Annotated in this window: 21 protein-coding genes; 17 read left to right on the top strand and 4 right to left on the bottom strand. The window is 68.5% G+C overall.

Annotation, left to right across the window (positions count from 1 at the left end; genetic code table 11):
- Window positions 1-55 precede the first annotated feature (55 nt).
- Both ACIQTT_RS00245 and def read left to right on the top strand, forming a co-directional pair.
- Window positions 56-1,471, top strand: a complete 1,416-nt coding sequence (locus ACIQTT_RS00245; RefSeq protein ID WP_402784447.1) for a MinD/ParA family protein — start codon at window positions 56-58, stop codon at window positions 1,469-1,471.
- Complete coding sequence (gene def / locus ACIQTT_RS00250) at window positions 1,468-1,959, top strand: peptide deformylase (protein WP_402784450.1); 492 nt, start codon at window positions 1,468-1,470, stop codon at window positions 1,957-1,959. The genes ACIQTT_RS00245 and def overlap by 4 nt, the downstream gene beginning before the upstream one ends.
- A gap of 91 nt (window positions 1,960-2,050) precedes the next feature.
- On the opposite strand, the gene ACIQTT_RS00255 is transcribed toward def, so the two are convergent.
- The gene (locus ACIQTT_RS00255; RefSeq protein ID WP_402784453.1) at window positions 2,051-3,883 is read right to left on the bottom strand and encodes an AMP-dependent synthetase/ligase; all 1,833 of its coding nucleotides are present in this window, start codon (window positions 3,881-3,883) and stop codon (window positions 2,051-2,053) included.
- A gap of 150 nt (window positions 3,884-4,033) precedes the next feature.
- Between ACIQTT_RS00255 and ACIQTT_RS00260 the strand changes: the two genes are divergently transcribed.
- The gene (locus ACIQTT_RS00260) at window positions 4,034-4,732 is read left to right on the top strand and encodes a lysophospholipid acyltransferase family protein (RefSeq protein WP_402784456.1); all 699 of its coding nucleotides are present in this window, start codon (window positions 4,034-4,036) and stop codon (window positions 4,730-4,732) included.
- A 37-nt stretch (window positions 4,733-4,769) separates the two neighbouring features.
- Window positions 4,770-6,110, top strand: a complete 1,341-nt coding sequence (locus ACIQTT_RS00265; RefSeq protein WP_402784459.1) for a class II 3-deoxy-7-phosphoheptulonate synthase — start codon at window positions 4,770-4,772, stop codon at window positions 6,108-6,110.
- A gap of 117 nt (window positions 6,111-6,227) precedes the next feature.
- Here ACIQTT_RS00265 and pknB read toward each other — a convergent pair whose 3' ends face one another.
- Window positions 6,228-8,171 (bottom strand): Stk1 family PASTA domain-containing Ser/Thr kinase, encoded by a 1,944-nt coding sequence (gene pknB / locus ACIQTT_RS00270; RefSeq protein ID WP_402784462.1) that lies wholly within the window; start codon window positions 8,169-8,171, stop codon window positions 6,228-6,230.
- 79 nt (window positions 8,172-8,250) lie between these two features.
- Window positions 8,251-9,462: a LysM peptidoglycan-binding domain-containing protein gene (locus ACIQTT_RS00275; RefSeq protein WP_402784465.1), complete on the bottom strand. Its 1,212-nt coding sequence runs from the start codon at window positions 9,460-9,462 to the stop codon at window positions 8,251-8,253.
- 133 nt (window positions 9,463-9,595) lie between these two features.
- On the opposite strand from ACIQTT_RS00275, the gene ACIQTT_RS00280 reads away from it, so the two are divergent.
- The gene (locus ACIQTT_RS00280) at window positions 9,596-9,946 is read left to right on the top strand and encodes an Rv2175c family DNA-binding protein (RefSeq protein WP_402784468.1); all 351 of its coding nucleotides are present in this window, start codon (window positions 9,596-9,598) and stop codon (window positions 9,944-9,946) included.
- 17 nt (window positions 9,947-9,963) lie between these two features.
- Here ACIQTT_RS00280 and ACIQTT_RS00285 read toward each other — a convergent pair whose 3' ends face one another.
- Complete coding sequence (locus ACIQTT_RS00285; RefSeq protein ID WP_402784471.1) at window positions 9,964-11,052, bottom strand: polyprenyl synthetase family protein; 1,089 nt, start codon at window positions 11,050-11,052, stop codon at window positions 9,964-9,966.
- 97 nt (window positions 11,053-11,149) lie between these two features.
- Here ACIQTT_RS00285 and ACIQTT_RS00290 point away from each other — a divergent pair, with 97 nt between their 5' ends.
- The 12 genes from ACIQTT_RS00290 to ACIQTT_RS00345 all read left to right on the top strand — a co-directional run bounded on the left by ACIQTT_RS00290 (window position 11,150) and on the right by ACIQTT_RS00345 (window position 24,346).
- The gene (locus ACIQTT_RS00290) at window positions 11,150-11,527 is read left to right on the top strand and encodes a DUF3040 domain-containing protein (protein ID WP_402784474.1); all 378 of its coding nucleotides are present in this window, start codon (window positions 11,150-11,152) and stop codon (window positions 11,525-11,527) included.
- 258 nt (window positions 11,528-11,785) lie between these two features.
- Window positions 11,786-12,217, top strand: a complete 432-nt coding sequence (gene mraZ / locus ACIQTT_RS00295) for a division/cell wall cluster transcriptional repressor MraZ (protein WP_402784477.1) — start codon at window positions 11,786-11,788, stop codon at window positions 12,215-12,217.
- A 101-nt stretch (window positions 12,218-12,318) separates the two neighbouring features.
- Window positions 12,319-13,257, top strand: coding sequence for a 16S rRNA (cytosine(1402)-N(4))-methyltransferase RsmH (gene rsmH, locus ACIQTT_RS00300; RefSeq protein WP_402784480.1), 939 nt, complete (start codon window positions 12,319-12,321; stop codon window positions 13,255-13,257).
- Complete coding sequence (locus tag ACIQTT_RS00305; protein WP_402784483.1) at window positions 13,254-13,820, top strand: hypothetical protein; 567 nt, start codon at window positions 13,254-13,256, stop codon at window positions 13,818-13,820. Before rsmH ends, ACIQTT_RS00305 begins: the two co-directional genes overlap by 4 nt.
- A 23-nt stretch (window positions 13,821-13,843) precedes the next feature.
- On the top strand, window positions 13,844-15,610 hold the full coding sequence (locus ACIQTT_RS00310; RefSeq protein WP_402784486.1) for a peptidoglycan D,D-transpeptidase FtsI family protein: 1,767 nt from the start codon (window positions 13,844-13,846) through the stop codon (window positions 15,608-15,610).
- Window positions 15,611-15,637: 27 nt separating this feature from the next.
- Window positions 15,638-17,050 (top strand): UDP-N-acetylmuramoyl-tripeptide--D-alanyl-D-alanine ligase, encoded by a 1,413-nt coding sequence (murF, locus tag ACIQTT_RS00315; RefSeq protein WP_402784489.1) that lies wholly within the window; start codon window positions 15,638-15,640, stop codon window positions 17,048-17,050.
- Window positions 17,047-18,159, top strand: a complete 1,113-nt coding sequence (gene mraY / locus ACIQTT_RS00320) for a phospho-N-acetylmuramoyl-pentapeptide-transferase (RefSeq protein ID WP_402784492.1) — start codon at window positions 17,047-17,049, stop codon at window positions 18,157-18,159. Before murF ends, mraY begins: the two co-directional genes overlap by 4 nt.
- Window positions 18,149-19,687, top strand: a complete 1,539-nt coding sequence (gene murD / locus ACIQTT_RS00325) for a UDP-N-acetylmuramoyl-L-alanine--D-glutamate ligase (protein ID WP_402784495.1) — start codon at window positions 18,149-18,151, stop codon at window positions 19,685-19,687. The genes mraY and murD overlap by 11 nt, the downstream gene beginning before the upstream one ends.
- A complete protein-coding gene (gene ftsW, locus ACIQTT_RS00330) occupies window positions 19,656-20,897 on the top strand; it encodes a putative lipid II flippase FtsW (protein ID WP_402784498.1) in 1,242 nt (413 codons plus the stop codon). The genes murD and ftsW overlap by 32 nt, the downstream gene beginning before the upstream one ends.
- A complete protein-coding gene (locus tag ACIQTT_RS00335; RefSeq protein ID WP_402784501.1) occupies window positions 20,894-21,973 on the top strand; it encodes a UDP-N-acetylglucosamine--N-acetylmuramyl-(pentapeptide) pyrophosphoryl-undecaprenol N-acetylglucosamine transferase in 1,080 nt (359 codons plus the stop codon). The genes ftsW and ACIQTT_RS00335 overlap by 4 nt, the downstream gene beginning before the upstream one ends.
- Before the next feature lie 12 nt (window positions 21,974-21,985).
- On the top strand, window positions 21,986-23,386 hold the full coding sequence (murC, locus tag ACIQTT_RS00340) for a UDP-N-acetylmuramate--L-alanine ligase (RefSeq protein WP_402784504.1): 1,401 nt from the start codon (window positions 21,986-21,988) through the stop codon (window positions 23,384-23,386).
- A gap of 3 nt (window positions 23,387-23,389) precedes the next feature.
- Window positions 23,390-24,346 (top strand): FtsQ-type POTRA domain-containing protein, encoded by a 957-nt coding sequence (locus tag ACIQTT_RS00345; RefSeq protein ID WP_402784507.1) that lies wholly within the window; start codon window positions 23,390-23,392, stop codon window positions 24,344-24,346.
- Window positions 24,347-24,413 lie beyond the last annotated feature (67 nt).

Below are 24,413 nucleotides of genomic sequence, written 5' to 3' on the forward strand. Positions count from 1 at the left end.
CGGGGGCAGCGCACCATGCGGCGCGCCCTCGCCTGCGCATGCTTGGAGCGAGACAGTGACCCCGAAGAACACCCCCGATCCCCGCGAGGACGACGAGATGGGGGTGCTCGACGACGCCGCCTCCGTGGCGACGACCGGTATCGGCATCCTCGGCGGAACCGCCCAGGTGAGCGTCGTCATGCCGCAGGAGCACGATGACGACCTCGCCGATGAGGCGGTCATCGACGGCGAGGTCGACGAGGCCGTCATCGCCGACATCGTGCTGGAGGATGCCGCCATCGCGGCGGTCGCCGCACCGATTCCTGCAGGCGCCGACCGCGTCATCGAATCCCGTCCCGCCCTCGTCGAGGTCATCGTCGAGCCCGAGCCCGAGCCCGAGCCCGAGCCCGTCGAGGAGCCTGCGCCCACCCCCGTGAAGGAGGCCGCTCCCGTGGAGAGCCCGAAGAAGTCCGTCGCACCGCGTACCGCTCCGCCGGAGGTGGCGCTGACATCCAAGCGTCTCGGCGATCTGAGCGGCGCGAATCGCGAATCGGCCGATCTGCTCACCACCGACCGGTTGCTCGACCCACATCGCCAGACGAAGCCCGAGCCCGAAGGCACCTGGAGTCATCTGCTGTACTCGATCTCCGGCCGGCGTATCAACATCGGTGACGGACGTCGTGCGCGCGAGCGCAAGGCCCTCTCCGCCCGCATCGCCGCTCCGCTGCCCGGCGGCGCCCGGTTCGTCCCGGTGCTCTCCCGCAAGGGCGGGGTGGGAAAGACCGCGATCACGGCTCTGCTGGGTATGGCGCTGGCGGATGCTCGTGACGACCGGGTCATCGCGATCGACGCCAACCCCGACCGGGGAACGCTCGCCGATCGGATCGTGCGTCCGCAGCACACGAAGTCGGTGCGCGATCTCGTGCGCATCCACGATCAGGTCACGGGATACCACGACATCTCCGCGGTCGTCGCGCGTGATGCGACGCGGCTCGACGTGCTCGCCTCGGACACCGATCCGCGCATCGCCGAGGCGTTCAGCGATACCGACTACCGCGACGTGGCGGATCTGGCCGCTCATTACTACTCGCTGGTTCTCACCGACACCGGAACCGGCATCGTGCACTCCGTGATGGCGGCGACGCTCGACCGCGCCGACCGCATCGTCATCGTCTCGGGTCTCAGCGTCGATGAGGCGCGCCTGGCGTCAGAGACCCTGACCTGGTTGGAGACGAACGGATTCGAGGATCGCGCGCATGAGGCGATCGTCGTGCTCAATCACTCGACTCCTGGAACGCCGCTCGTCCGGGTGAACGAGTTGGAAGCGCACTTCGCCTCACGCGTGCGCAGCGTGGTGCAGATGCCCTACGACGCGCAGATCGCCGCCGGTGGTGTGATGGTGTTCGCGAACCTGCAGCCCGAGACGCGCCTCGCGGCGCGGCAACTCGCCGCGCTGCTCGTCGAGGGACTGCGGGCGGAGGCATCCGCATGACCGTCCGTGAGATCCGGATCTTCGGCGATCCCGTGCTGCGCACCGTGTGCGCACCGATCGATGAGATCGACGACGGCGTCCGTGCTCTGGTGACCGACCTCGTCGAGACCGTGGAACTGCCCGGGCGCGCCGGTGTCGCGGCGCCGCAGATCGGTGTCGCATTGCGTGCGTTCAGCTACAACATCGACGGCGACATCGGTTATGTCATCAACCCCGTCCTCACCGAGGTGCGCGGAGAGCCCGTCCCGACGGGGGAGGGCTGCCTGTCGGTGCCCGGCCTCTGGCACGATGCGCTGCGGTATCCGTGGGCTCGCGTCGAAGGCATCGACCTCGACGGCGCGCCGGTCGTGCTCGAGGGAGAAGGTCTGCTCGCGCAGGCTCTGCAGCACGAGACCGATCACCTCGACGGCAAGCTCTACCTCTCGCGTCTCGACCCCGAGACGCGACGCACGGCGATGCGTCAGGTGCGCGAGAGCGAATGGTTCTGACGCCGAGATCCCTCCTCCGAAAGCGAGAGCCCTCTGCGCGACGTGCGCAGAGGGCTCTCTCTTTTTCCGAACGGCGATCTCGGTGTGAGGCTCAGCCGCCGATCGCGACGTTCGTCGTCGACACCGGCTCGTCGTAGATCGCCGAGATCTCGTCGGCGAAGTCGTTCATGATGATGTTCCGCTTGATCGACAGCTTGGGGGTGAGGTGGCCGGATGCCTCGGTCCACTCCGACTCCAGCACGGTGAACTTGCGGATCGACTCGGCGCGCGAGACGCGCGCGTTGGCTGCATCGACGGCTCGCTGGATCTCCGCGCGCACGGCCTCGTTCTTCGCCGCATCCGCGAGAGAGAGGTCGGCCGGGAGGCCGTTGTTCGCGAGCCAGGTGGGCAGCATCTCGGAGTCGAGCGTGATGAGCGCCGAGATGAAGGGCTTCTGGTCGCCGACGACGACGACCTGACCGATGATCGGATTCGCGCGGATCGGGTCCTCGAGCGCAGCCGGAGCGACGTTCTTGCCGCCGGCCGTGACGATGATCTCCTTCTTGCGGCCCGTGATCGTGAGGAAGCCCTCGGAGTCGAAGCTGCCGATGTCGCCCGTGCGGAACCAGCCGCCCTCGCTGAACGCCTCGGCCGTCGCCTCCGGGTTGTTCCAGTACTCGCGGAACACGTTGATTCCACGGACCTCGATCTCACCGTCGTCAGCGAGACGCACGCCCACGCCGGGGAGCGCCGGGCCGACCGTGCCGATCTTCGATTTGTCGGCGAGGTTCACGGTCGCGGGCGCGGTCGTCTCGGTCAGGCCGTAGCCCTCGAGGATGACGACGCCGAGGCTGTGGAAGAAGTGCCCGAGGCGCGGTCCCAGCGGAGCGGAACCCGAGACGGCGTACGCGACGTTCCCACCCATCGCCTCACGCAGCTTGCTGTAGACGAGCTTGTTGAACAGGGCGAACTTCAGCTTCGTGCCGAACGGGATCTTCTTGCCCTCTTCGACGAGCTTGGAGTGCTCGATCGCCACATCGGCGGCCGCGCGGAAGATCTTGCCCTTGCCGCCGGCCTCGGCCTTCTGCTCGGCCGAGTTGTAGACCTTCTCGAACACGCGAGGGACCGCGAGCAGGAAGGTCGGCTTGAACGACCCGAGCGCCGGCAGGAGCTGGCGGGTGTCGGGCTGGTGACCGGTGCGGACGCCGGCGTGGATGTCGAGGATCGAGATGAATCGCGCGAAGACGTGAGCGGTGGTGATGAAGAGGAGCGTCGAGGCGCCCGGCACCTGCACGACCTCGTCGAGCGCCTTGGCGGAGTTGCGCGAGAGCTCGACGAAGTTGGAGTGGGTGAGGACGCATCCCTTGGGACGACCGGTCGACCCGGAGGTGTAGATGAGGGTCGCGATGTCCGACCCCACGGCGAGGGACCGGCGACGTTCGATCTCGGCATCCTCGACCGACGCGCCCTGGGCGGTGAGGGTGTCGATGGCGCCGAGGTGCAGCTGCCAGACCTCGCGGATGAGCGGGAGGTCGCCGCGGACCTCGTCGACGCGGGCGAAGTGCTCGGGGGACTCGACGATCAGGGCGATCGCTCCGGAGTCCTCGAGGATCCACTGGATCTGCGACGGCGAGCTCGTCTCGTAGATCGGCACCATCACGGCACCGGCGTAGAAGAGGGCGAAGTCGACGAGCGTCCACTCGTACGTGGTGCGGGCGAGGAAGCCGACCTTCTCGCCGGGCTGGATGCCGGCGGCCGCGAAGCCCTTCGCCAGTGCGATCACGGCGGTCTGGAAGTCGGCGGCCGAGATATCGCGCCATCCGTCGCGGTCGGGGACGGCGAACAGAGCACGGTCGGGAGTGGCGCGCACGCGTTCGACCAGGAGGTCGGCGACGTTCGCGTCGGGGTCGGCGGGGACGACGGCGGGAACTTCAAACTGGACCACGGCAGCTCCTTCGGTACCGGTCGGGTACGGGTTCCTCCCGAGTCTAGGGCATGACACCCGGTCGCACACCTGGTGGAACTGGGTCGCTACCTGGTCGTCGTTCCTGTGAAGTTTCCGGCGGAGTGCGCACACGGCGCTAGACTCACGACGGTGTTCTACTGGCTGATGAAGTACGTCGTGATCGGCCCCGTGGTCAAGGCGATCTTCCGTCCCTGGATCGTGGGCCGCAAGAACGTGCCCGCGAACGGCGCGGCGATCCTCGCCAGCAACCACCTCTCCTTCGCCGACTCGATCTTCCTGCCGCTGGTCATCGACCGGAAGATGTCGTTCCTCGCGAAGAGCGACTACTTCACCGGGCGCGGCCTCAAGGGGTGGGCGACGAAGTTCTTCATGAGCGCCACCGGCCAGATCCCGATCGACCGGTCGGGCGGCAAGGCATCCGAGGCGTCGTTGAACACGGGTCTCCAGGTGCTGGGCGGCGGTGACCTGCTCGGCATCTACCCCGAGGGCACGCGGAGTCCCGACGGCACCCTCTACCGCGGGCGCACCGGCATCGCACGGATGGCGCTGGAGGCGAAGGTCCCCGTCGTGCCCGTGATCATGGTCGACACCGATACGGCGATGCCGATCGGGCAGAAGCTCCCGCGGATCGTGCGCGTCGGCATCGTCATCGGCGAACCGCTCGACTTCTCGCGATACGCGGGAATGGAGAACGACCGGTACATCCTCCGTTCCGTCACCGACGAGATCATGGTGGCGCTGCAGCGACTCGGAGAGCAGAAGTACGAAGACGTCTACGCGTCGACCGTGAAGGACCGCCTTCCGGTGCGCGTCACACGACGCTCCTGACGCCGACGACGCGCCGAGCGACCACTAGGCTGGGAGGATGCTCCCGCACGATATCGACGCCCTGGACGCGTGGCGCTCGCTCCCGATCAAGCAGCAGCCGCAGTGGCCCGACGCCGAGCGCGTCGCCGAGGTCTCTCGACAGATCGCGGCCCTGCCGCCGCTGGTGTTCGCCGGCGAGGTCGACAACCTCCGTGACCGTCTCGCCCGCGCTGCTTCCGGCCGCGCCTTCCTGCTCCAGGGTGGTGACTGCGCCGAGACCTTCGCCGGTGCGACCGCCGAGCAGATCCGCAACCGCATCAAAACGGTGCTGCAGATGGCCGTCGTGCTCACGTATGGCGCCTCGATGCCCATCGTCAAGATGGGCCGTATGGCCGGGCAGTTCGCCAAGCCGCGCTCGAGCGACTCCGAGACCCGGGGCGACGTCACGCTGCCGGCCTACCGGGGCGACATCGTCAACGGATACGACTTCACCGAGGGCTCGCGCCAGGCGGACCCGGGGCGCCTGCTGCAGGGGTACCACACCGCTGCATCGACGCTGAACCTCATCCGTGCCTTCACGCAGGGCGGGTTCGCCGACCTCCGCGAGGTGCACTCGTGGAACAAGGGCTTCGCGCAGAACCCGGCGAACCAGCGCTACGAGCGCATGGCCGCCGAGATCGATCGCGCCATCAAGTTCATGGAGGCCGCCGGCGCCGACTTCGACGAGCTCAAGCGCGTCGAGTTCTTCACGGGCCACGAGGGTCTGCTCATGGATTACGAGCGCCCGATGACGCGTATCGACTCGCGCACCGACACGCCGTACAACACGTCGGCGCACTTCCTCTGGATCGGGGAGCGCACGCGCGAGCTCGACGGCGCCCACGTCGACTACTTCTCGAAGATCCGCAACCCGATCGGGGTGAAGCTGGGGCCGACGACCACGCCCGAGACGGCTCTCGAGCTCATCGACAAGCTCGACCCGAACCGCGAGCCGGGACGCCTCACGTTCATCACGCGCATGGGGGCCGGAAAGATCCGTGACGCGCTTCCGCCGCTGCTCGAAGCAGTGCGCGACTCGGGTGCGACCCCGCTGTGGGTGACGGACCCGATGCACGGGAACGGCATCACGACGCCGACCGGTTACAAGACACGTCGCTTCGACGACGTGGTCGACGAGGTCCGCGGATTCTTCGAGGCGCACCGCGCCGTCGGCACCTTCCCGGGAGGCATCCACGTCGAGCTCACGGGCGACGACGTGACCGAGTGCCTCGGCGGATCCGAGCACATCGACGAGGCTGCACTGGCGACCCGGTACGAGAGCCTCTGCGACCCGCGTCTGAACCACATGCAGTCCCTCGAGCTGGCGTTCCTCGTCGCCGAGGAGCTCGAGAAGCGCTGACACCGCGTCACGCGAATGTCGAAGGCCACACCCCGGATTCCGGTGGTGCGGCCTTCGTCGTTGGTGCGCGTGAGTTGCGGATAGTGCGGATGCCGGAACCGGCGTGCTCGATCTCGCTCAGCCCGAGAGCTGGATCGAGAGATTGACGGTCCCGCCACGGGGGAGGGACTTGTCGTCTCCGGGGTTCTGGCCCGTCACCGTCGCCATCTCCGCGAATCCGGGAAGATCGCCCCACGCGGCGTAGGACGAGCGGAATCCATTGTCGTCGAGGACCTGCTTCGCCTCGTTGAGAGTCATTCCCGTCACATCGGGAACGGGGAACAGCTCCGGTCCCTTCGAGACGATGAGCTGAACGGTGTCACCGGGACGCCAGTTGCCCTCTTCTGCGCGGTCCGAGACGCCGATCACGATGTCCTTGTCGACGTCCGAGCTGAAGACGTAGGACGGCTCGCCCACGATCAGACCGCGGTCGGTGAGGGTCGAACTCGCCTCGTCGACCGACATCCCGGAGACATCGGGGAACGTGCCCGCCGAGACGTAGAGCTCGATCGTGTCGGCTTCGAGGAGGTCGCAGCCCTCGGCGCACGCGTAGGCGTCGCCGCCGGCGCGCGGGGTGGCGAAGGCGTTGATGACGACGCCCTCGGCCGCATCGGAGAAGAGCACGACGGTCGTCTCCGCGACGTTCACGTTGATGCCCGCGAGGTAGTCGCGCGCATCCTCTTCGGTCCGCCCATTGAGGGTTTCGACCGTGTGCGGGGTGGGGCCGGCCGAGACGATCACCGACACGACCGCGCCCTTGTCGAGGCGCTGGCCCTCACCGGGGTCGGTCTCGATGACCGTGCCCGGTTCTATGTCGAGCGAGAAGCGATCCTCCTGCTGAGGAGAGAAGCCGTCGGCGGTGAGCGCGTCCGCGGCCTCGTCGTAGGTCATGCCGGCCACACCGGGCACCGCCACGAGCGAGCCGGGTCCGGAACCGAACCACCAGCCGACGCCGCCCGCAAGCACCGCGAGCAGGAGGACGAGCGTGAGGAGGAACGCACCGCGTGCGCGGCGTCGTGACGCTCGCCGCCGCAGAAGCGTCGCATTGTCGAGGGCCTGCGGGGCGGGGGCGACGGGATCGGTGACGGACACCGTCGCGGGCATCACCTTGGTGAGATCGCCGGAGTCGCTCGCGGAGCGCACCGGTGGCGAGGTGGTCGCCGCCGCGGGGGAGACGCCGAGCTCGCGTTCGATCTCGCGCAACCGATCGAGCATCTGCTTCGCATCGTCGGGACGCTCGTCGGGGGACTTCTCGGTCGCCCACAGCACGAGTTCGTCGAGCTGCTCGGGCACGCCGGGGTTGCGGGCGCTGGGGCGCGGGACGGACTCGGTCGCGTGCTGGAAGGCGATCTGCATCGGCTGCTCGCCCTTGTAGGGCTGCTCGCCGACGAGCATCTCGTACAACATGATGCCGAGTGCGTAGATGTCGCTGCGCGCGTCGGCGGTTCCCCGGGTGACGAGTTCGGGAGCGAGGTACGCGATCGTGCCCAGCAGCTGTTGACCCGTCGCCGTGTTGGCGGTGGTCGCGCGGGCGAGGCCGAAGTCGCCGATCTTGATGCGGCCGTCCTCGGCGAGGAGCACGTTCTCGGGCTTCACGTCGCGGTGGACGATGTTCGCGCGGTGCGCGGCGGACAGCCCGGAGAGCACGGCATCCATGATCGTGATCGTCTGCGTGATCGTCAGACGCTTCTGTTCGCGCAGGAGTTCGCGCAGCGTGATGCCGGGCAGGTACTCCATCACGAGGTAGGCGAGTTCGCCGTCCTGCCCCTGGTCGAAGACGTTGACGACGTGCGGGTCGGCCAGCCGGGCGGCTGAGCGAGCCTCCTGGATGAACCGGCTCTGGAAGGCCGAATCGTCGCTGAGGTGCGCGTGCATCACCTTGAGCGCGATGCGTCGTTCGAGACGCAGATCGGTCGCGACGTAGACGGTGGCCATGCCGCCACGGGCGATGCGGGCTCGGACGCGGTATCGGCCGTCGACAAGCCGCCCGATGAGGGGGTCGGCTTGCTGATTGGACGTCACGACAGAATTCTATGGAGAACTGCCTGAAAGGCCGGGGAGCGCCTCACCCCTGAGGGCAACCCGATTTCAGAACGCGCGGTCACTGATACAGGGCGAGCCAGCGGTGGGCCGCCGTCTCCCACTGTCCGTAGCGGAGGGGGAAGGCCGAGATCTGCACTGCCTGGGCGGCGTCCGTGAACGCCATCGATTCCCAGCCGGGGATGTCGAGCAACCCGCGGGTCGTCTGGCCGTTGGGGTCGCTCGGGCCACCGTAGAACACGCGTGTGCTGCGCTCCGCATCCCGGATCTGCTCGGGCGTGCCCCAGCCGGTGCTCGGTCGCTGCTGGAAGATGCCGAGCGAGTCGCGGTCTCCCCAGTCGAGGTTGCGCAGGTCGGACTCGACCATCCCCGTCGCCAGCGCGATCGCGATGCCGTGATCGGAGACGCCGAGTTCGCGTCCGATGCGGATGATCAGTGCGGCATTCGCCGCCTGCTCGGGGGAGAGGTCGGCGGACTTCTGCGCGGGTGCGGCCTCGACGGGCGTGGGAGCCGCAGCGGGCGCGGGGGCCGCTGCCGGGGCCGCGGCGCTCACGGCGAGGGCCTGGCCGGGGTAGATGATCGAGGACCGGTCGAGCCCGTTCGTGGTGAGGAGAGCGTCGAGCGGGATGCCGTGGCGCTGGGCGATCGCGAAGAGGGTGTCTCCGGCGGCGACCGTGTAAGTGGCGGGCGCGGCGGCCGGTGCTGGTGTCGGTGCGGGCGCGGCAGCGGGTGCCGCCGGGGCGGATGCGGAGACGGCGAGGCTCTGGCCGGGGTAGATGATCGAGGACCGGTCGAGCCCGTTCGTGGTGAGGAGAGCGTCGAGGGGGATGCCGTGGCGCTGGGCGATCGCGAAGAGGGTGTCTCCGGCGGCGACCGTATACGCAGCGGGCTGCGATGCGGGGGCCGGGGGCGCGGCTGGCGCGACGGGATTCGTCGCAGCCGAAGGCGCCTGGAGCCGCAGGTCCTGCCCGGGGAAGATCACGGAGCGTGCGCCGAGTCCGTTCCACGCGAGCACGTCGGCCGTGCGCAGGCCGAAGCGCTGAGCGATGCCGAAGATGGTGTCGCCCGGGGCGACGACGTAGTCGGTGGGTGGGGCTTCCGCCGGTGCGATGCGGTGCGGAACACCGCTGAGTCGAGCGGTGGACGTGGCGTCTGCGGCGACGTCCGCTCCGGCGGGAGCAGAGACGAGGACGCCGGCGAGTGCACCCAGTACGGCGGCCGGAAGGCCGAGCGTGGCGTATCGCTGGCGACGGGAAGAGGTGTTCGGTGTCACGAGGGGCCCCCTTTTCGAACCCTGCCACGCTGACACGGAAGTAAACGGAAGTCAACAGGAGTGAAAGAAGTGATCAATGTGAAAGAAGGCATCTCGGCATGCGCGTCCTGCTGCGAGATGAGATAGTTGCTGAGTGTCTGAGAACGTTGATGGAACCCCCGCCCTGGAGTGGCTGACGCTGCCCGATCTCGTCGAGGTGCTCGACGAGCCGCTCGGCAAGGTGCGTCGACTCATCGACGAACACCACCTCGTCGGTTCGCGTCGCACGGGGGTGTTCGCCGTTCCGTCGCTCTTCATCGTCGACGGGCATCCGCTCAGTTCGTTGCGCGGAACGATCATCGTGCTGCAGGACGCCGGATTCACCGACGACGAGCTGATCGACTGGCTTCTCGCTGAAGAGGAATCCATGGGACGATCGCCGATCGCGGCGCTGCTCGCCGGTCACAAGAGCGAGGTCCGCCGGATCGCCCGCACCCTCGCCTGAGGATTCCGCTCGGCCGCTCAGGCCGTCCGGACGGTCGCGGCTCGCGCGAGATCGCGAAGACCGCCGACGGCGGCATTGTCCAGGCGCGCACCGACCAGGGCCCGGTCTGCCTCGCGGGCGTATTCTGCGATCATCGCCTCGACGCGGTCGAGGGCGCCGCTGTCTCGGATCGTCGCCTGAAGGAACTCGACCTGTCGAGATTCGAGCTCCGGGTCGCCGAGCATCTCGTCGACGACCCCGCGGGCGGGCCGGTCGAGGGCCTCACGGGTGAGGGCGATCAGCACGGTGCGCTTGCCCTCGCGCAGATCGTCGCCCGCGGGCTTGCCGGTGACCGATTCGTCACCGAAGACCCCGAGCACGTCGTCGCGCAGCTGGAAGGCCATGCCGACGGGGTGGCCGAAACTCCGCAGGGCGGCCAGCTGCGAGGCATCCGCTCCGGCGAGGGATGCGCCGAGGACGAGCGGCTGCTCGATGCTGTACCTGGCCGACTTCAACGAGGCCACGCGGAGTGCGCGGTGCGCGTGCTCCGCGTCGTCGTTGACTCTCCAGGCCGACTCCTCGGCGATGTCGAGATACTGCCCGACCGTCACGTCCCTGCGCATACGGGCGTACTCGCGACGTACGTCGGCTGCATGGGGGTGCTCCGCGATCGCGGACTCGACGAGGTCGTCGCTCCACGCCACGAGCAGGTCTCCGAGCAGTACCGCGCTCGCGCGCCCGAACGCCTCGGCGTCCCCGCTCCACCCGGCGGAGCGGTGGGAGCTCTCCAGGGCGCGGTGCGCCGCAGGCCGGCCGCGGCGCGTGTCCGAATTGTCGATGATGTCGTCGTGCACGAGCGCTGCCGACTGGAAGATCTCGAGCGCGGCGCACGCGTTCCAGAGGGCCTCGTCTTCGACCGCGTGACGATCGGTCGAGCGCGCCACCGCCTGCCACCCCGCGTGGCAGAACCGGGCACGCAACCGCTTGCCGCCCACGAGTGTGTCGGCCGCGGCGTCGATGAGGGCGACGGCATCGGGGCCGTACTCGGACGACTCGGCGCGCATCCTCTCGACGAACTGCTCCAGGCGGGAGGCGACGGCTTCGACGATCGGGGCGGGGGAGGGCACGACTCCCAGCATACGTAAAGCAATGAGGGGGTGAACGGCTAGCCTCCGACCGCTGGGCGCGCGTAGAATGGGACGCACGATACCCGAGGGGGACGAAATGCCACTCTCCGAACAGGAGCAGCGTCTGCTCGACGAGATGGAACGCCATCTCCTCCACAACGACGCCGACGTCGTGAGCGCGCCTTCGGGCGATCGCGCACTGAGCTATCGGAACCTCGTCTACGGGGCTCTCCTGGTGTTCGCGGGCGTCGGTGGTCTGGTCGCCGGTGTCATCGTGGGCGACGCCTGGGGGATCGTCATCGGCGTCGTCGGATTCGCTGCGATGCTCGCCGGCGTCATGCTCGCCGTCACCCCCGTGCGCCGTTCCACTCCCGCGGCGGCTCCGTCGGAGAAGCCGACCGCCAAGCGGCAGGACTCCGCGTCCTTCATGGACCGCATGAACGATCGATGGGATCGCCGCCACGAGGGGAACTGACCCCCACTCACTTCTGAAGGCCCGGATGCTCTGAGCATCCGGGCCTTTTTCGTGCCCGAGTATGGCTCGGCGCTCCCCATCCCTCCACCGCTCCTCCACTCGCCCTCCACCCTGCTCCACCGCGGAATCATGCGGGACATCGGCCCTCGCGTTCGACTTCGGTGGGAGAATGCTCGGAATAGTCGTAGGAATGTGGAGGGAAGTGGAGTAAAGTGGGGCGCACCTCGAGTTGGCCGGACGGAGAGGGGGTGATGGCTGATGTTGTTGGGGACGCATTCTCCGAAGCTGGACGACAAGGGAAGGGTCATCCTTCCCGCGAAGTTCCGCGAAGACCTGGGTGGCGGCATCGTCGTCACCCGTGGTCAGGAGCGCTGCCTCTACGTCTTCAGCACGGCCGAGTTCGAGGCGATGCACGACCGGATCCGCCAGGCTCCGCTCGCGAACAAGCAGGCACGTGACTTCATGCGCCTGTTCCTCTCCGGTGCCAGTGCGGAGATGCCCGACAGTCAGAACCGCATCACCATCCCGCCGCACCTGCGCCAGTACGCGGGTCTGCAGAAGGAACTCATCGTCACCGGAGTCGGCGCCCACGCCGAGATCTGGGATGCCGAGAGCTGGAACGCCTACCTCGCCGCCGGCGAGGAGACCTACGCCGATCTGGAGCAGGAGGTGATTCCGGGCCTGTTCTGACCACGGCTGTGATGCCCCGCCGCTCCCGCCCCGACACACTTCCCCGGTGCCGGGTCGCGAAGCGGAGGGGGATCAGAGCCGAAGGTCACCCGAGAGAGATCATGAACCTCCGAGACATCCACACCCCTGTCCTGCTCGAGCGTTGCGTCGAGCTGCTGGCTCCCGCCCTCCAGGCCGACGGAGCCGTCCTCGTCGACGCCACGCTGGGCATGGGTGGGCACGCCGAGGCCTTCCTCGAGCGTTTCGGCAACATCCGTCTGATCGGACTGGACCGCGACACCGACGCGCTGCGGATCGCCGGTCAGCGGCTCGAGCGCTTCGCCGACCGCATCTCCCTCGTCCACACGGTGTACGACGAGATCGGTCTGCACGCGCAGGGCGCCTCGGGCATCCTGTTCGACCTGGGAGTGTCGTCGCTGCAGCTCGACGAGGCCGACCGCGGCTTCGCCTACTCCAAGGACGCGCCGCTCGACATGCGGATGGACCAGACCAAGGGCGTCACGGCCGCCGATGTCATCGCGACCTACAGCGAGGGCAACCTCCGTCGCATCTTCGAACGTTACGGCGAGGAGAAGCTCGCCGGTCGCTACGCCCGGTTCATCATCGAGGCGCGGCAGAAGAATCCGATCACGCGCTCGGCCGAACTCGTCGACATCCTGCAGGCGGCGACGCCCGCGGCCGCGCAGCGAGCCGGCCACCCCGCCAAACGCGTGTTCCAGGCGCTGCGCATCGAGGTCAACGCCGAACTCACGGTGCTGGCGGATGCCATCCCGCCGGCGATGGACGCTCTCGGCGTCGGTGGGCGCATCGTCGTCATGTCGTACCAGTCCCTCGAGGACCGCCTGGTCAAGCAGGCGTTCGCTGCGGCATCCGCATCGACCGCTCCGAAGGGGCTTCCAGTGGAGCTGCCCGAGCATGCACCGCGATTCCGCGTGCTCACCAAGGGCGCCGAACTCGCCGACGAGGCAGAACGCGCCCGCAATCCGCGCGCCATTCCCGTGCGTCTGCGGGCGGCCGAGAAGCTCCGGGAGACCGCATGAGCGCCCCCGCCGTCGTCCGTCGCCCGGCCCAGCCGGTCGCACCGAAGGCAGCGCCCCCGCGCCGGCTCCAGCCCGTCACTGCCCCTGCGACGCGCCGCAAGCCGAAACTCGCCTACGCCCTCGTCGCGTTCGCCGGGGCGCTTCTCATCGGTGGGGTGCAGATCGCGCTCTCCCTGGCGATCACGCAGGACTCCTTCACGCTCGCCGGCCTCAGCTCGCAGCAGCGTGAATTGGATCTCCAGACGAGCGCCCTCCAGGAGGAGCTCCTCGGTCTCAGTTCTCCGCAGGTGCTGGCGACGGACGCCGCAGCGCTCGGAATGGTCGTCGCCGGTTCTCCGTCGTATCTGCGCCTGAGTGACGGAGCGGTGTTCGGCACCGGCGCCGGTGCCGACTGGACCTCGACCGTCGATCCGAACGGCGCAGGTGCCGTGAGCAACGCGATGATCACGCCCCCGCCCGCCGCGGAGGATGCGGCAGCTGACGGGGATGCGGACGCTCCGACCTCCGGCCAGGAACTCCCTCCGGCCATCACCGACGGGCTGCCCAGCCCCACGACGCACTGACCACGAACTGACGGAGAGATCCCATGACGACACGCGCCACACGCGGACCGCGGCGACGCACTGTCGTCGCTCTCGCGGTGATCCTCTCCGTCCTCGCGGCCTTCGTCGTGCGGCTCGTCGACATCCAGGTCGTCAGCGCCGACGCGCACGTCGCCGACTCGCAGAGCTACATCGGGGGCAGCAACACGATCACGGGCCAGCGCGGCACGATCGTCGACTCCGACGGGATCCCGCTCGCCGAGAGCGTGCTGGTCTACGACGCGGAGCTCAGCCCGCTCGTCATCACCCAGCTCGAGGAGAAGGACCCCGAGCTTCCGTGGGCCCAGGCGTCCGAGAAGATCGCCGCGATCACCGGACAGACCGGCGACGAGGTGCGAAAGCTCGTCGCCGATGCTCTGGCCGTGAACCCGAAGAGCCAGTACGTCGAACTGGGGAAGTCCTTCACCACCGAGCAGCACATCGAGCTGCGCGACCTCAAACTCGCCTACCTCCACCAGACCGCACGCGAGACGCGCGTCTATCCGAACGGGGCCGTGGCGGGCAACATCGTCGGCTTCCTCAACGGCAGCGGCGAGGCGCAGGCGGGCATCGAGAAGATGGATCAGTCGTGCCTCGCGCCCACCGACGGTGCGAAGACCTACCGCCAGGGCAAGGACGGCGTGGTCATCCCCGGCAGCGAGAAGATCACGGATGCCGTCAACGGCGGCACCGTGCAGCTCACGATCAACAGCGACCTCAACTGGTACCTGCAGCAGATGATCGCCGAGGAGGCGCAGGCCCAAGGCGCGAAGGGCGGCACCGTCACGGTCGTCGAGGTCAAGACGGGCAAGATCCGCGCCGCAGCGGAGTGGCCCTCACTCGACCCCAACGATCTCGACGGCGCGAGCCCGTCGTCGTGGGGGAGCCAGATCTTCCACCGCGACTTCGAGCCCGGCTCGACGTTCAAGGCCATCACCGCCGCGGCCGTGATGGAGGGGGCGGGCGTCACGCCGCTGAGTACCGTCAGCGCCGCCTCGAAGGAGACCTTCCCGAACGGCGCCGTGATCAACGACGCCTTCACCCACCCGGCGTACAACTACACGCTCGCCGGCGGTCTGATCGACTCGTCCAACGTGGCGCTGTCGAAGTTCGGAACCATGGTGAGCCCCGAGGTCCGTTACGACTACCTGCAGCGCTTCGGCGTGGGCGAGGACACCGTCGGCTTCCCCACCGAGGTGTCCGGCATCCTGCACCCCGTGAGCGACTGGGACAGCCAGTCGCTGTACACGACGACGTTCGGTCAGTACTTCACGGTCACGGCCGCTCAGGTCGCCGGCGCGTACCAGGCGATCGCCAACAAGGGCGAGAAGATCGACCTTTCGCTGGTGGAGTCGTGCACGCAGCCCGACGGCACGGTGGTCGCGGCCGATGACCCGCAGCACGAGCAGATCATCACCGAGCAGACCGCATCCGACCTCACCCGGATGCTCGAGAACGTGGCGGTGCAGGGCGGCAACGCCGATCGCATCCAGGTTCCGGGCTATCGAGTGACGAGCAAGACCGGTACAGCGCAGGTTCCCGACGGCAACGGCGGGTACAAGGCCGGGGTCTACTTCACGAGCATGGTCGGGTTCGCGCCCGTCGACGACCCGCAGTACGTCGTCGTGGTCACCCTCGACGAGCCGACTAAGGTTGTATCGTCCGCGGCAACCGCATCCGCCTTCCAGAAGGCGATGACGCAGGTGATGAAGACCTATCGCGTGATGCCGTCCTCGACTCCCATGGACGAGTTGCTGCCCAAGTTCGAATAGCCGGCGAGAGCCGTGCCTGGAGATGTCATGATCGCCCTGTCGCTCGCTGAGATCGCCGAAGCCATCGGCGGTGAGCTGCGCCTCGCCGGAACCGATACGGCCGGCACCGTCGTCGACGGCACCGTCGACACCGATTCCCGCACCATGGGTCCGCGTTCGATCTTCGTCGCGAAGCCCGGAGCCGAGACCGACGGTCACCGCTTCGTCGGGTCGGCCGTCGAGGCCGGAGCCGCGCTCGCGATCGTCGAGCACGCGGTCGACGTCGAGGTGAGCCAGATCGTGGTGGCGGATGCCGTCGTCGCGCTCGGTGCGCTCGCCCGCGAGGTCGTGCGCCGGGTGCGGGAGAAGGGCGACCTGAAGATCGTCGGGATCACCGGCTCGAACGGCAAGACGACCACCAAGAACTTCCTCGCCCGCATCCTGTCGGACGCGGGAGAGACCGTCGCCCCCGTCAAGTCGTTCAACAACGAGGTGGGCGCCCCCGTCACGATGCTGCGCGTGACGGAGTCCACGCGGTTCCTCGTCAGCGAGTTCGGGGCGGCCGCGCCCGGGAGCATCGCGCAGCTGGCAGGCCTCGTCGAACCGGACGTCGCTGTCGTGCTGATGGTCGGGATGGCGCATGCCGGCGGCTTCGGCGGCATCGAGGAGACCGCGAAGGCCAAGTCCGAGCTCGTCGCCGCCGCCCGAGCATCCGGCACCGCCGTGCTGAACGTCGACGATGCGCGCGTCGCGGCGATGCGCGAGCTCGCCGAATCCCGCGCCATGCGCGTGGTCGGCTTCGGGCAGAGCTCGGCGGCCGAGGTGCGTGCGCGCGACATCGAGGTGTCCGCCTCGGGTACCCGGTGCGTGATCGAGGCGGAGGGGCGCAGCATTCCTCTGAATCTCCGTGTGCTCGGCGCGCACCACATCACCAACGCCCTCGCCGCCATCGCCGCCGCGGAGGTCCTCGGCGTGTCCGCAGAGGATGCGATCGCGCGACTCGAGACCGTCGAGATCGCGGAGCGCTGGCGTATGCAGCCCCTCGGCAACGATCGCGTGCGCATCATCAACGACGCGTACAACGCGAGCCCCGACTCGATGGCGGCTGCCCTGCGCACCCTCGCGCAGATCACCGGGCCCCACGAACGCACCGTCGCGGTGCTCGGTGCCATGAGCGAGCTCGGGGAGAGCGCGGGAGAGGAGCACGACCGTATCGGCCTGCTCGCCGTCCGCCTCAACATCCGGCGCATCGTGGTCGTCGGTCCCGAGGCGCGGCGCCTGTACCTCTCCGCCGTGGGCGAGGGCTCTTGGGACAGCGAAGCCGTGCACCTGCCCGATCAGGACGCCGCATTCGAATACCTGCGCACCGAGCTGCGCGACGGCGACCGCGTGCTCGTCAAGTCATCAAACTCCGTGGGCCTCCGGCATCTCGGCGATCGTCTGGGAGAATTGTTCTCGTGAGGTCACTCATCATGGCGGCGGCGATCTCGCTCGCCTTCACTCTTTTCCTGACTCCCGTCTTCCTGCGGCTCTTCCGCAAGTGGGGCTGGGGGCAGGTCATCCGCACCCCGGAAGCGCTCGAGAATCCGAGTCACGAGGCCAAACGCGGCACGCCGACGATGGGCGGTGTGATCTTCATCATCGGCACCATCGTCGGATACTTCACCGGCGTGTACGTCGGCGGTGGAGTCCCGGCGCTGTCGGCACTCCTCGTCATCTGGCTCATGATCGGGTTCGGTGCGGTCGGCTTCATCGACGACTACATGAAAGTGCGCAGCCAGCGCAGCCTCGGGCTCTCGGGGTGGCGCAAGGTGATCGGCCAGCTGCTGGTGATCATCCCCTTCGGAATCGTCGCGCTCAACTTCCCCAACAAGTTCGGCCAGACCCCGGCCAGCGAGTCGATCTCGCTGTTCCGGGACATCACCTGGCTCAACCTCTTCGCGTTCGGCGTCGTTCTCGGATGGGCTCTCTACCTCGTGTGGATCTCGATCATCGGCGTCGCGACCTCGAACAGCGTCAACCTCACCGACGGCCTCGACGGTCTCGCCGCCGGTGCCGGGGTCATCGTCGTCGGCGCATACAGCCTCATCGCCTTCTGGCAGTTCAAGCAGCCCTGCGTCGGCGAGGGGGTCGACATGGGGGCGCTCGGCGGCTGCTACGAGGTGCGCGATCCGTTCAACCTCGCCATCATCGCGGCATCGTTCGCTGCGGGTCTGATCGGTTTCCTCTGGTGGAACGCCCCGAAGGCCAAGGTCTTCATGGGCGACGTGGGATCCATGGCGATCGGCGGCGTCATCACGGCCCTCGCGATCCTCACTCGCACCGAGCTGCTCCTGCTCGTCATCGCCGGTGTCTTCGTTCTCTCGTCGGGGTCGGTCATCCTGCAGCGCGGCTACTTCAAGATCACCCGCGGCAAGCGGCTGTTCCTCATGAGCCCCTTCCATCACCACCTCGAGATGCGCGGCTGGGCAGAGGTGACCATCGTCGTCCGGCTATGGATCATCGCGGGCCTCCTCGCGGTCTCGGCCGTCGGACTCTTCTACGTCGAATGGCTCACCCGTGTCGGTTGACGAGCGTCTGCGCACCCTCACCAGCTGGAACGCCGACTGGAAGGGCCTGCGGGTCGCCGTCCTCGGACTGTCGATGACCGGGTTCTCCGCCGCCGACACTCTCACCGAACTCGGCGCCGACGTCCTCGTGCTCAGCGAGTCCGCCGACGAGGAGTACGAGCGCCTGGTCCCCGTGATCGGCGCACGCCTCGAGATCGGATCGCTCGCGGCGGTGCCCGCGACCCTCACGGATTTCGAGCCCGAGGTCGTCATCGCGTCGCCCGGCTTCGCGCCCTCGCATCCGATCATCCGGTGGACGCAGAATGCCGGAATCGCCCTGTGGGGCGACATCGAACTCGCGTGGCGTGTGCGTGACAAGGTCGTCCGCGCCGACGGTACGCCGGCCGACTGGGTGCTCATCACGGGGACCAACGGCAAGACGACCACGACCCAGCTCACGGCGGCGCTGCTCGTCGAAGGGGGGCTGCGCGCCGCGCCCTGCGGAAACATCGGTGTGCCGGTGCTCGATGCCGTGCGCGACCCCGCCGGATTCGACGTCTTCGTGGTCGAACTGTCGAGCCATCAGCTCTGGTACCTCGGGCTGTCGCGGCCGGAGGGCGAGCTGTTCCCGTACGCCGCCGTCTGCCTGAACCTCGCCGACGATCACCTCGTGTGGCACGGCAGCGCCGAGGCCTACCGTGACGCGAAGGCCCTGGTCTATCGCAACACTCGCGTCGCATGCGTCTACAACAAGGCCGACGAGGCCACCCGTCGCATGGTCGAAGAGGCGGAGGTCGTCGACGGGGCACGGGCGATCGGTTTCGACCTCGGGACTCCCGGCCCCAGCGACCTCGGAGTCGTCGAGGGGCTGCTCGTCGATCGGGCCTTCCTCGACGATCGCGCCCGCAGCGCACTCGAGATCACCACGGTCGCCGATCTGCAGCAGGTCGGCCTCGCGGCTCCGCACATCGTGCAGAACATCCTCGCCGCCAGCGCGCTCGCGCGATCGCTCGGCGTCGAACCCGAGGCGATCCACACGGCGCTCGACTCGTTCCGGCTCGACGCCCACCGCATCCAGATCATCGCCACGCATGCGGGCATCACCTGGATCGACGACTCGAAGGCGACGAACCCGCACGCCGCGGCCTCCTCGCTGCGTGCCTACCCCGGTTCGGTGTGGGTCGTAGGGGGAGACCTGAAGGGCGTCGACATCGCCGACCTCGTCGCGAGTTCGGGCGGGACAGCACGCGCCGCGGTCGTGATCGGGGTCGAGCGCGCCTCCGTCGTCGCAGCATTCGAACGACACGCGCCGACGGTGCCGGTGTTCGAGGTGGTTGCTGGCGACACTGGAGATGTCATGAACCGAGTCGTGGAGATCGCGGCGGGGATCGTCGACGGCGAGGGCACGGTTCTGCTGGCCCCGGCGGCGGCATCCTTCGACCAGTTCGCCAGTTATGCGGATCGTGGCCATCGCTTCGCCGAGGCGGTGCGCACGTGGATCGACCGGGGGAGTGCCGATGACGCAGGTGGCTCGCCCTCCGCGTTCTGAGTCGGGCGGTCTCGCCGCTCGGGTCTCGCTCGGGCGCCGGTTCACGCCGGTGTCGACCGAGTTCCTGTTGATCGCCTCGACCGCTCTGCTCCTCACCCTCTTCGGGCTCGTCATGGTGCTCTCGGCGACGAGTGCCACCGCCGTGGCGAACGGTTCCAACCCGATGAGCGGCGCACTGCGCCAGGGGATCTTCGCAATCCTCGGCATCCCGCTCATGTTCCTGATCAGCAGGCTCCCTGTGCGCTTCCTCAAGAAGCTCGCCTGGCCGGCTCTGTTCGGAGCCGTCGCGCTCCAGCTCCTGGTCTTCACCCCGCTCGGTGTCGCCGACGGTGGAAACCGCAACTGGATCCAGATCGCCGGGTTCCAGATGCAGCCGTCCGAGTTCCTCAAGCTCGCACTGTCGCTCTGGATCGCCTATGTGCTGCTGCGCAAGCACGCGATGCTCGGCACCTGGCACCACGTCTTCATCCCGGTGGTGCCGGTCGGTGCGCTCGCGATCGGCACGGTGCTCGCGGGTAAGGACCTCGGCACCGCGATGGTGCTGGTGCTCATCCTCCTGGGTTGCCTGTTCTTCTCCGGGGTGAAGCTGCGACTGTTCATCATTCCGGTGATCCTGGGCGTCGCCGCGGTGCTCGCCTACGCGCTCTCGAGCACCGACCGCATGCGGCGCATCACCGCGAACTGCGATGACATGGCCCTCTACAACACGGACTGCTACCAGTCGATCCACGGCATCTGGGGGATGGCCAACGGCGGCATCTTCGGACTCGGCCTCGGCAACTCGCAGGAGAAGTACGGGTGGCTCCCGGCTCCGGGCAACGACTTCATCTTCGCGATCGTGGGGGAGGAGCTCGGCCTGATCGGATGCATCGTCGTGCTCGCCCTCTTCACGTTCTTCACGGTCGGTGCGTTCCATGTCATCCGCAAGACCGACGACCCGTTCATCCGCGTCGCGGCGGGCGGGATCACGGTCTGGATCGCCGGCCAGGCCGTCCTCAACGTCGGCGTCGTCGTCGGGCTGTTCCCGGTGATGGGTGTTCCGCTCCCGTTCATGTCTCAGGGTGGTACGGCCCTCCTGGCGGTGCTCCTGGCGTGCGGCGTGCTCCTCGCCTTCGCCCGCACGCTTCCGAGCGGCGAGAAGCAGGAGGCCGCAGCGCGGACCGGCGCTCGCGGAGCACGCGCAGCACGGCGGGGTAGGGTCTCGGAGTGACCTCGTACCTTCTCGCCGGCGGTGGTACCGCCGGCCATGTGAACCCCCTGCTCGCCGTCGCCGATGGACTGGTCGCGCGCGACGCCGACGCCACCGTCCTCGTTCTCGGAACGGCCGAGGGACTCGAGGCGCGTCTGGTGCCCGAACGCGGCTACGAGCTGCTCATCGTCGACAAGGTGCCGTTCCCGCGCCGCCCGAACCGTCAGGCGCTGGGGTTCCCGCAGCGCTTCCGCCGCGCGATCGCGCAGGTGCGCCGGCACATCCGCACCCACGCCGTCGACGTCGTCGTCGGCTTCGGCGGGTACGCCTCGGCTCCGGCCTACGTGGCCGCGCGCCGTGAGGGCATCCCGTTCGTGGTGCACGAGGCGAATGCCAAGCCGGGACTCGCGAACGTGCTCGGTGCGCGCGGTGCCGCCGCAGTCGGCGTCGCCTTCGAGGGCACGCCGCTGCGCCGGAGCGAGGCCGTCGGCATGCCTCTGCGCCGCGAGATCATCGACCTCGACCGCTCCGCGACCCGTGCGGAGGCCGCGCGGCACTTCGGCCTCGAACCCGATGCGCCCGTGCTGCTCGTGTTCGGTGGCTCTCTCGGGGCCCAGCGCCTCAACGAGGCGCTCGCGGGCTCCTGGGGCGACGTGCTCGCGGCCGGTTGGCAGCTGTTGCACGTCACCGGGGAGCGCAGCGACCTCGCCGACCCGGAGGTTCCCGGTTACGCGATGCGGCGCTACGTCGATCGAATGGACCTCGCCTTCGCCCTCGCCGATCTCATCGTCTCGCGCTCCGGTGCTGCGACGGTCAGCGAGATCAGTGCGCTGGGCATCCCCGCGCTGTACGTCCCGTACTCCGTCGGCAACGGCGAGCAGCGTCTGAACGCGGCATCCGCCGTCGCCGCGGGCGCAGCCCGGCTGCTCGACGATGCGACGTTCGACGGTGACGCCGTGCGCCGAGAGGTCGTTCCCCTGTTGGGGAATCGTGCGCGCCTGGCGCAGATGGCCGATGCCGCCGAGAAAGCGGGAACGCGCAGCGGGACCGAGAATGTCATCGCCCTCGTCGATCGCTCGCTGAGCGCCCGGAAGTAGACTGAGCACGACATGATCAGACCTGACCTCTCCCTGCCGATTCCCGATTCGATCACCGCCGCGCACTTCATCGGCATCGGCGGTTCGGGCATGAGCGGCCTCGCTCGGATGTTCCTCGACGCGGGTATCCGCGTCTCGGGATCGGACCGGGCCGACAGCGACAATCTCCGCGCCCTGGCGGCCGCCGGCGCGACGGTGCATGTCGGGCACGACGCCGCCCACCTCGGCGATGCCGACACCGTCGTGCACACCGGTGCGATCTGGCCCGCGAACCCGGAGTTCGTCACCGCGAAGGAGCGAGGTCTCCACGTCATCCATCGCTCTCAGGCGCTGCACTGGCTGATCGGCGAACGTCGTCTGGTCTCGGTCGCCGGAGCTCACGGCAAGACGAGTTCCACGGGGATGATCGTCACGGCGCTGCGCGATCTCGGGGCTGACCCGCACTTCGTCAACGGCGGAGTGATCGAACAGCTCGGTACGTCGAGCGCGACGGGATCGGACGACCTCTTCGTGATCGAGGCGGACGAGTCCGACGGCACGTTCCTGCTCTACGACACGGCGGTCGCGCTGATCACGAACGTCGACCCCGACCACCTCGATCACTTCGGCTCGGAGGAGGCGTTCCACGACGCGTTCGTCCGGTTCGCGGATGCCGCGTCCGAGGCGGTCGTGATCTCCAGTGACGACGCGGGAGCGCTTCGCGTGGGTGCGGACCTCTCGCACCCCCGGGTGATCACCTTCGGCCAGGCCGAGGATGCCGACCTGCGTGTGACCGAGATCGAGACCGCCGGCGCGGTCGCCGCCACACTCACGCGCGACGGTGAGAGCGTGCGCATGCAGCTCGCCGTTCCGGGAGTGCACAACGCGATCAATGCGGCCGGAGCAGTGGCCGTTCTCGGTGCGCTCGGCTACCCGCTCGTGGACGCCGTCCGTGCGGTGGAAGGGTTCGCCGGTACCGTTCGGCGACTGGAGCTGCACGGCATTGCACGGGGCGTGAGCGTCTACGACGACTATGCGCATCACCCGACGGAGGTCAGGGCGGCGCTCGAGGCGATGCGCGGCATCGCCGGCTCCGGTCGGCTGATCGCGATCCAGCAGCCCCACACATACTCGCGCACCCAGCACATGTACCAGGAGTTCGCTGACGTCCTCGAGACGTACGCCGACCACACGGTGATGCTCGATGTCTACGGCGCGCGGGAGGATCCGGTTCCCGGAGTCACCGGCGAGCTCGTGAGCGGCGCGTTCCGTGATCCCTCGCACGTGCACTTCGTCGCCGATTGGCAGCAGGCCTCGGACTACACCGCGACGGTCGCGCGCGACGGCGACGTCGTGGTGACCCTCGGCTGCGGAAACGTCTACCAGATGATCCCGCAGGTGCTGGAGGCGCTGAGCCGGACCGACGGGGCGTAGCCCGTGCGACGTCCAGCTCCGCTTCCGACCGATCGGCCGAAGGACCCGGCGGAGGGCGCGAGCCCGTCGATGTCGCGGTCGCCGCGTCGCGCACCGCGCGAGGTCGAACCGGTCGGTGCGGAGACGTCGGAGGGCGCGAAGTCCGGCATCGATGTCGGTGCGGAGGCGCAGGTCGATGCGCCCGCAGATGCAGTCGGCGATGTACCGACGTCCACGCGTGACGTCTGGCGCGCGGCCCGCGCTCGTCGCAAGGCGCTCCGGGCGGAGATCCGTCGATTCACCCAGCGCTCCCGCAGGCGACGCATCGTCGGGTGGAGCGTCGTCGGTGCTCTCCTCCTCCTGGTGGGCGGGAGCGTCGCGGCCGCTTACAGCCCCCTCTTCGCCGTCGAGAAGATCACGATCGTCGGCGCCACCACCCTGGACCCGGCCGCGATCGAGGCGGCGCTCGCCGACCAGATCGGTACGCCGCTCGCGCTCGTCGACAGCAGTGAGATCAAGGCGGCGCTCATCGGTTTCCCGCTCATCGAGACCTATGCGCTCGAGGCTCGTCCGCCGCACGACCTGACGGTGCGCATCGTCGAGCGCACGCCCGTGGGCGTGCTTCGGTCGGATGCCGGGTACACGCTCGTCGATGCGGCCGGAGTGGCGCTCTCGACCACGACGGATCAGCCTGCGGGCCAGCCTCTCCTGGACATCGCCGGAGGCACCGACTCGTCGGCTTTCGAGAGCGCCGGCCTCGTCATCCGCTCTCTCCCGGCCGACGTCCGCGCTCAGCTGACGGGCGTGCGCGCGACAACGGCCGATGACGTCACGTTGACACTGAGCAGCGGGTTGACGGTGGTGTGGGGGAGCGACGACAAGTCGGCGACGAAGGGCATCGTGCTCGCGCGCACCCTCGCGGCGAACCCCGGTGCCGGGACGATCGACGTGTCGTCCCCGAACGCCGCCGTCGTCGGCTGACGACTTTCGCGAGGAAACGCGCGACACGCCCATCTCGTTGCGCGCGCACGCCGATGCGGCGCATACC

Origin of the sequence: Microbacterium sp. NPDC090225, assembly GCF_044772365.1 — a bacterium.
Taxonomy (GTDB): Bacteria; Actinomycetota; Actinomycetes; order Actinomycetales; family Microbacteriaceae; genus Microbacterium.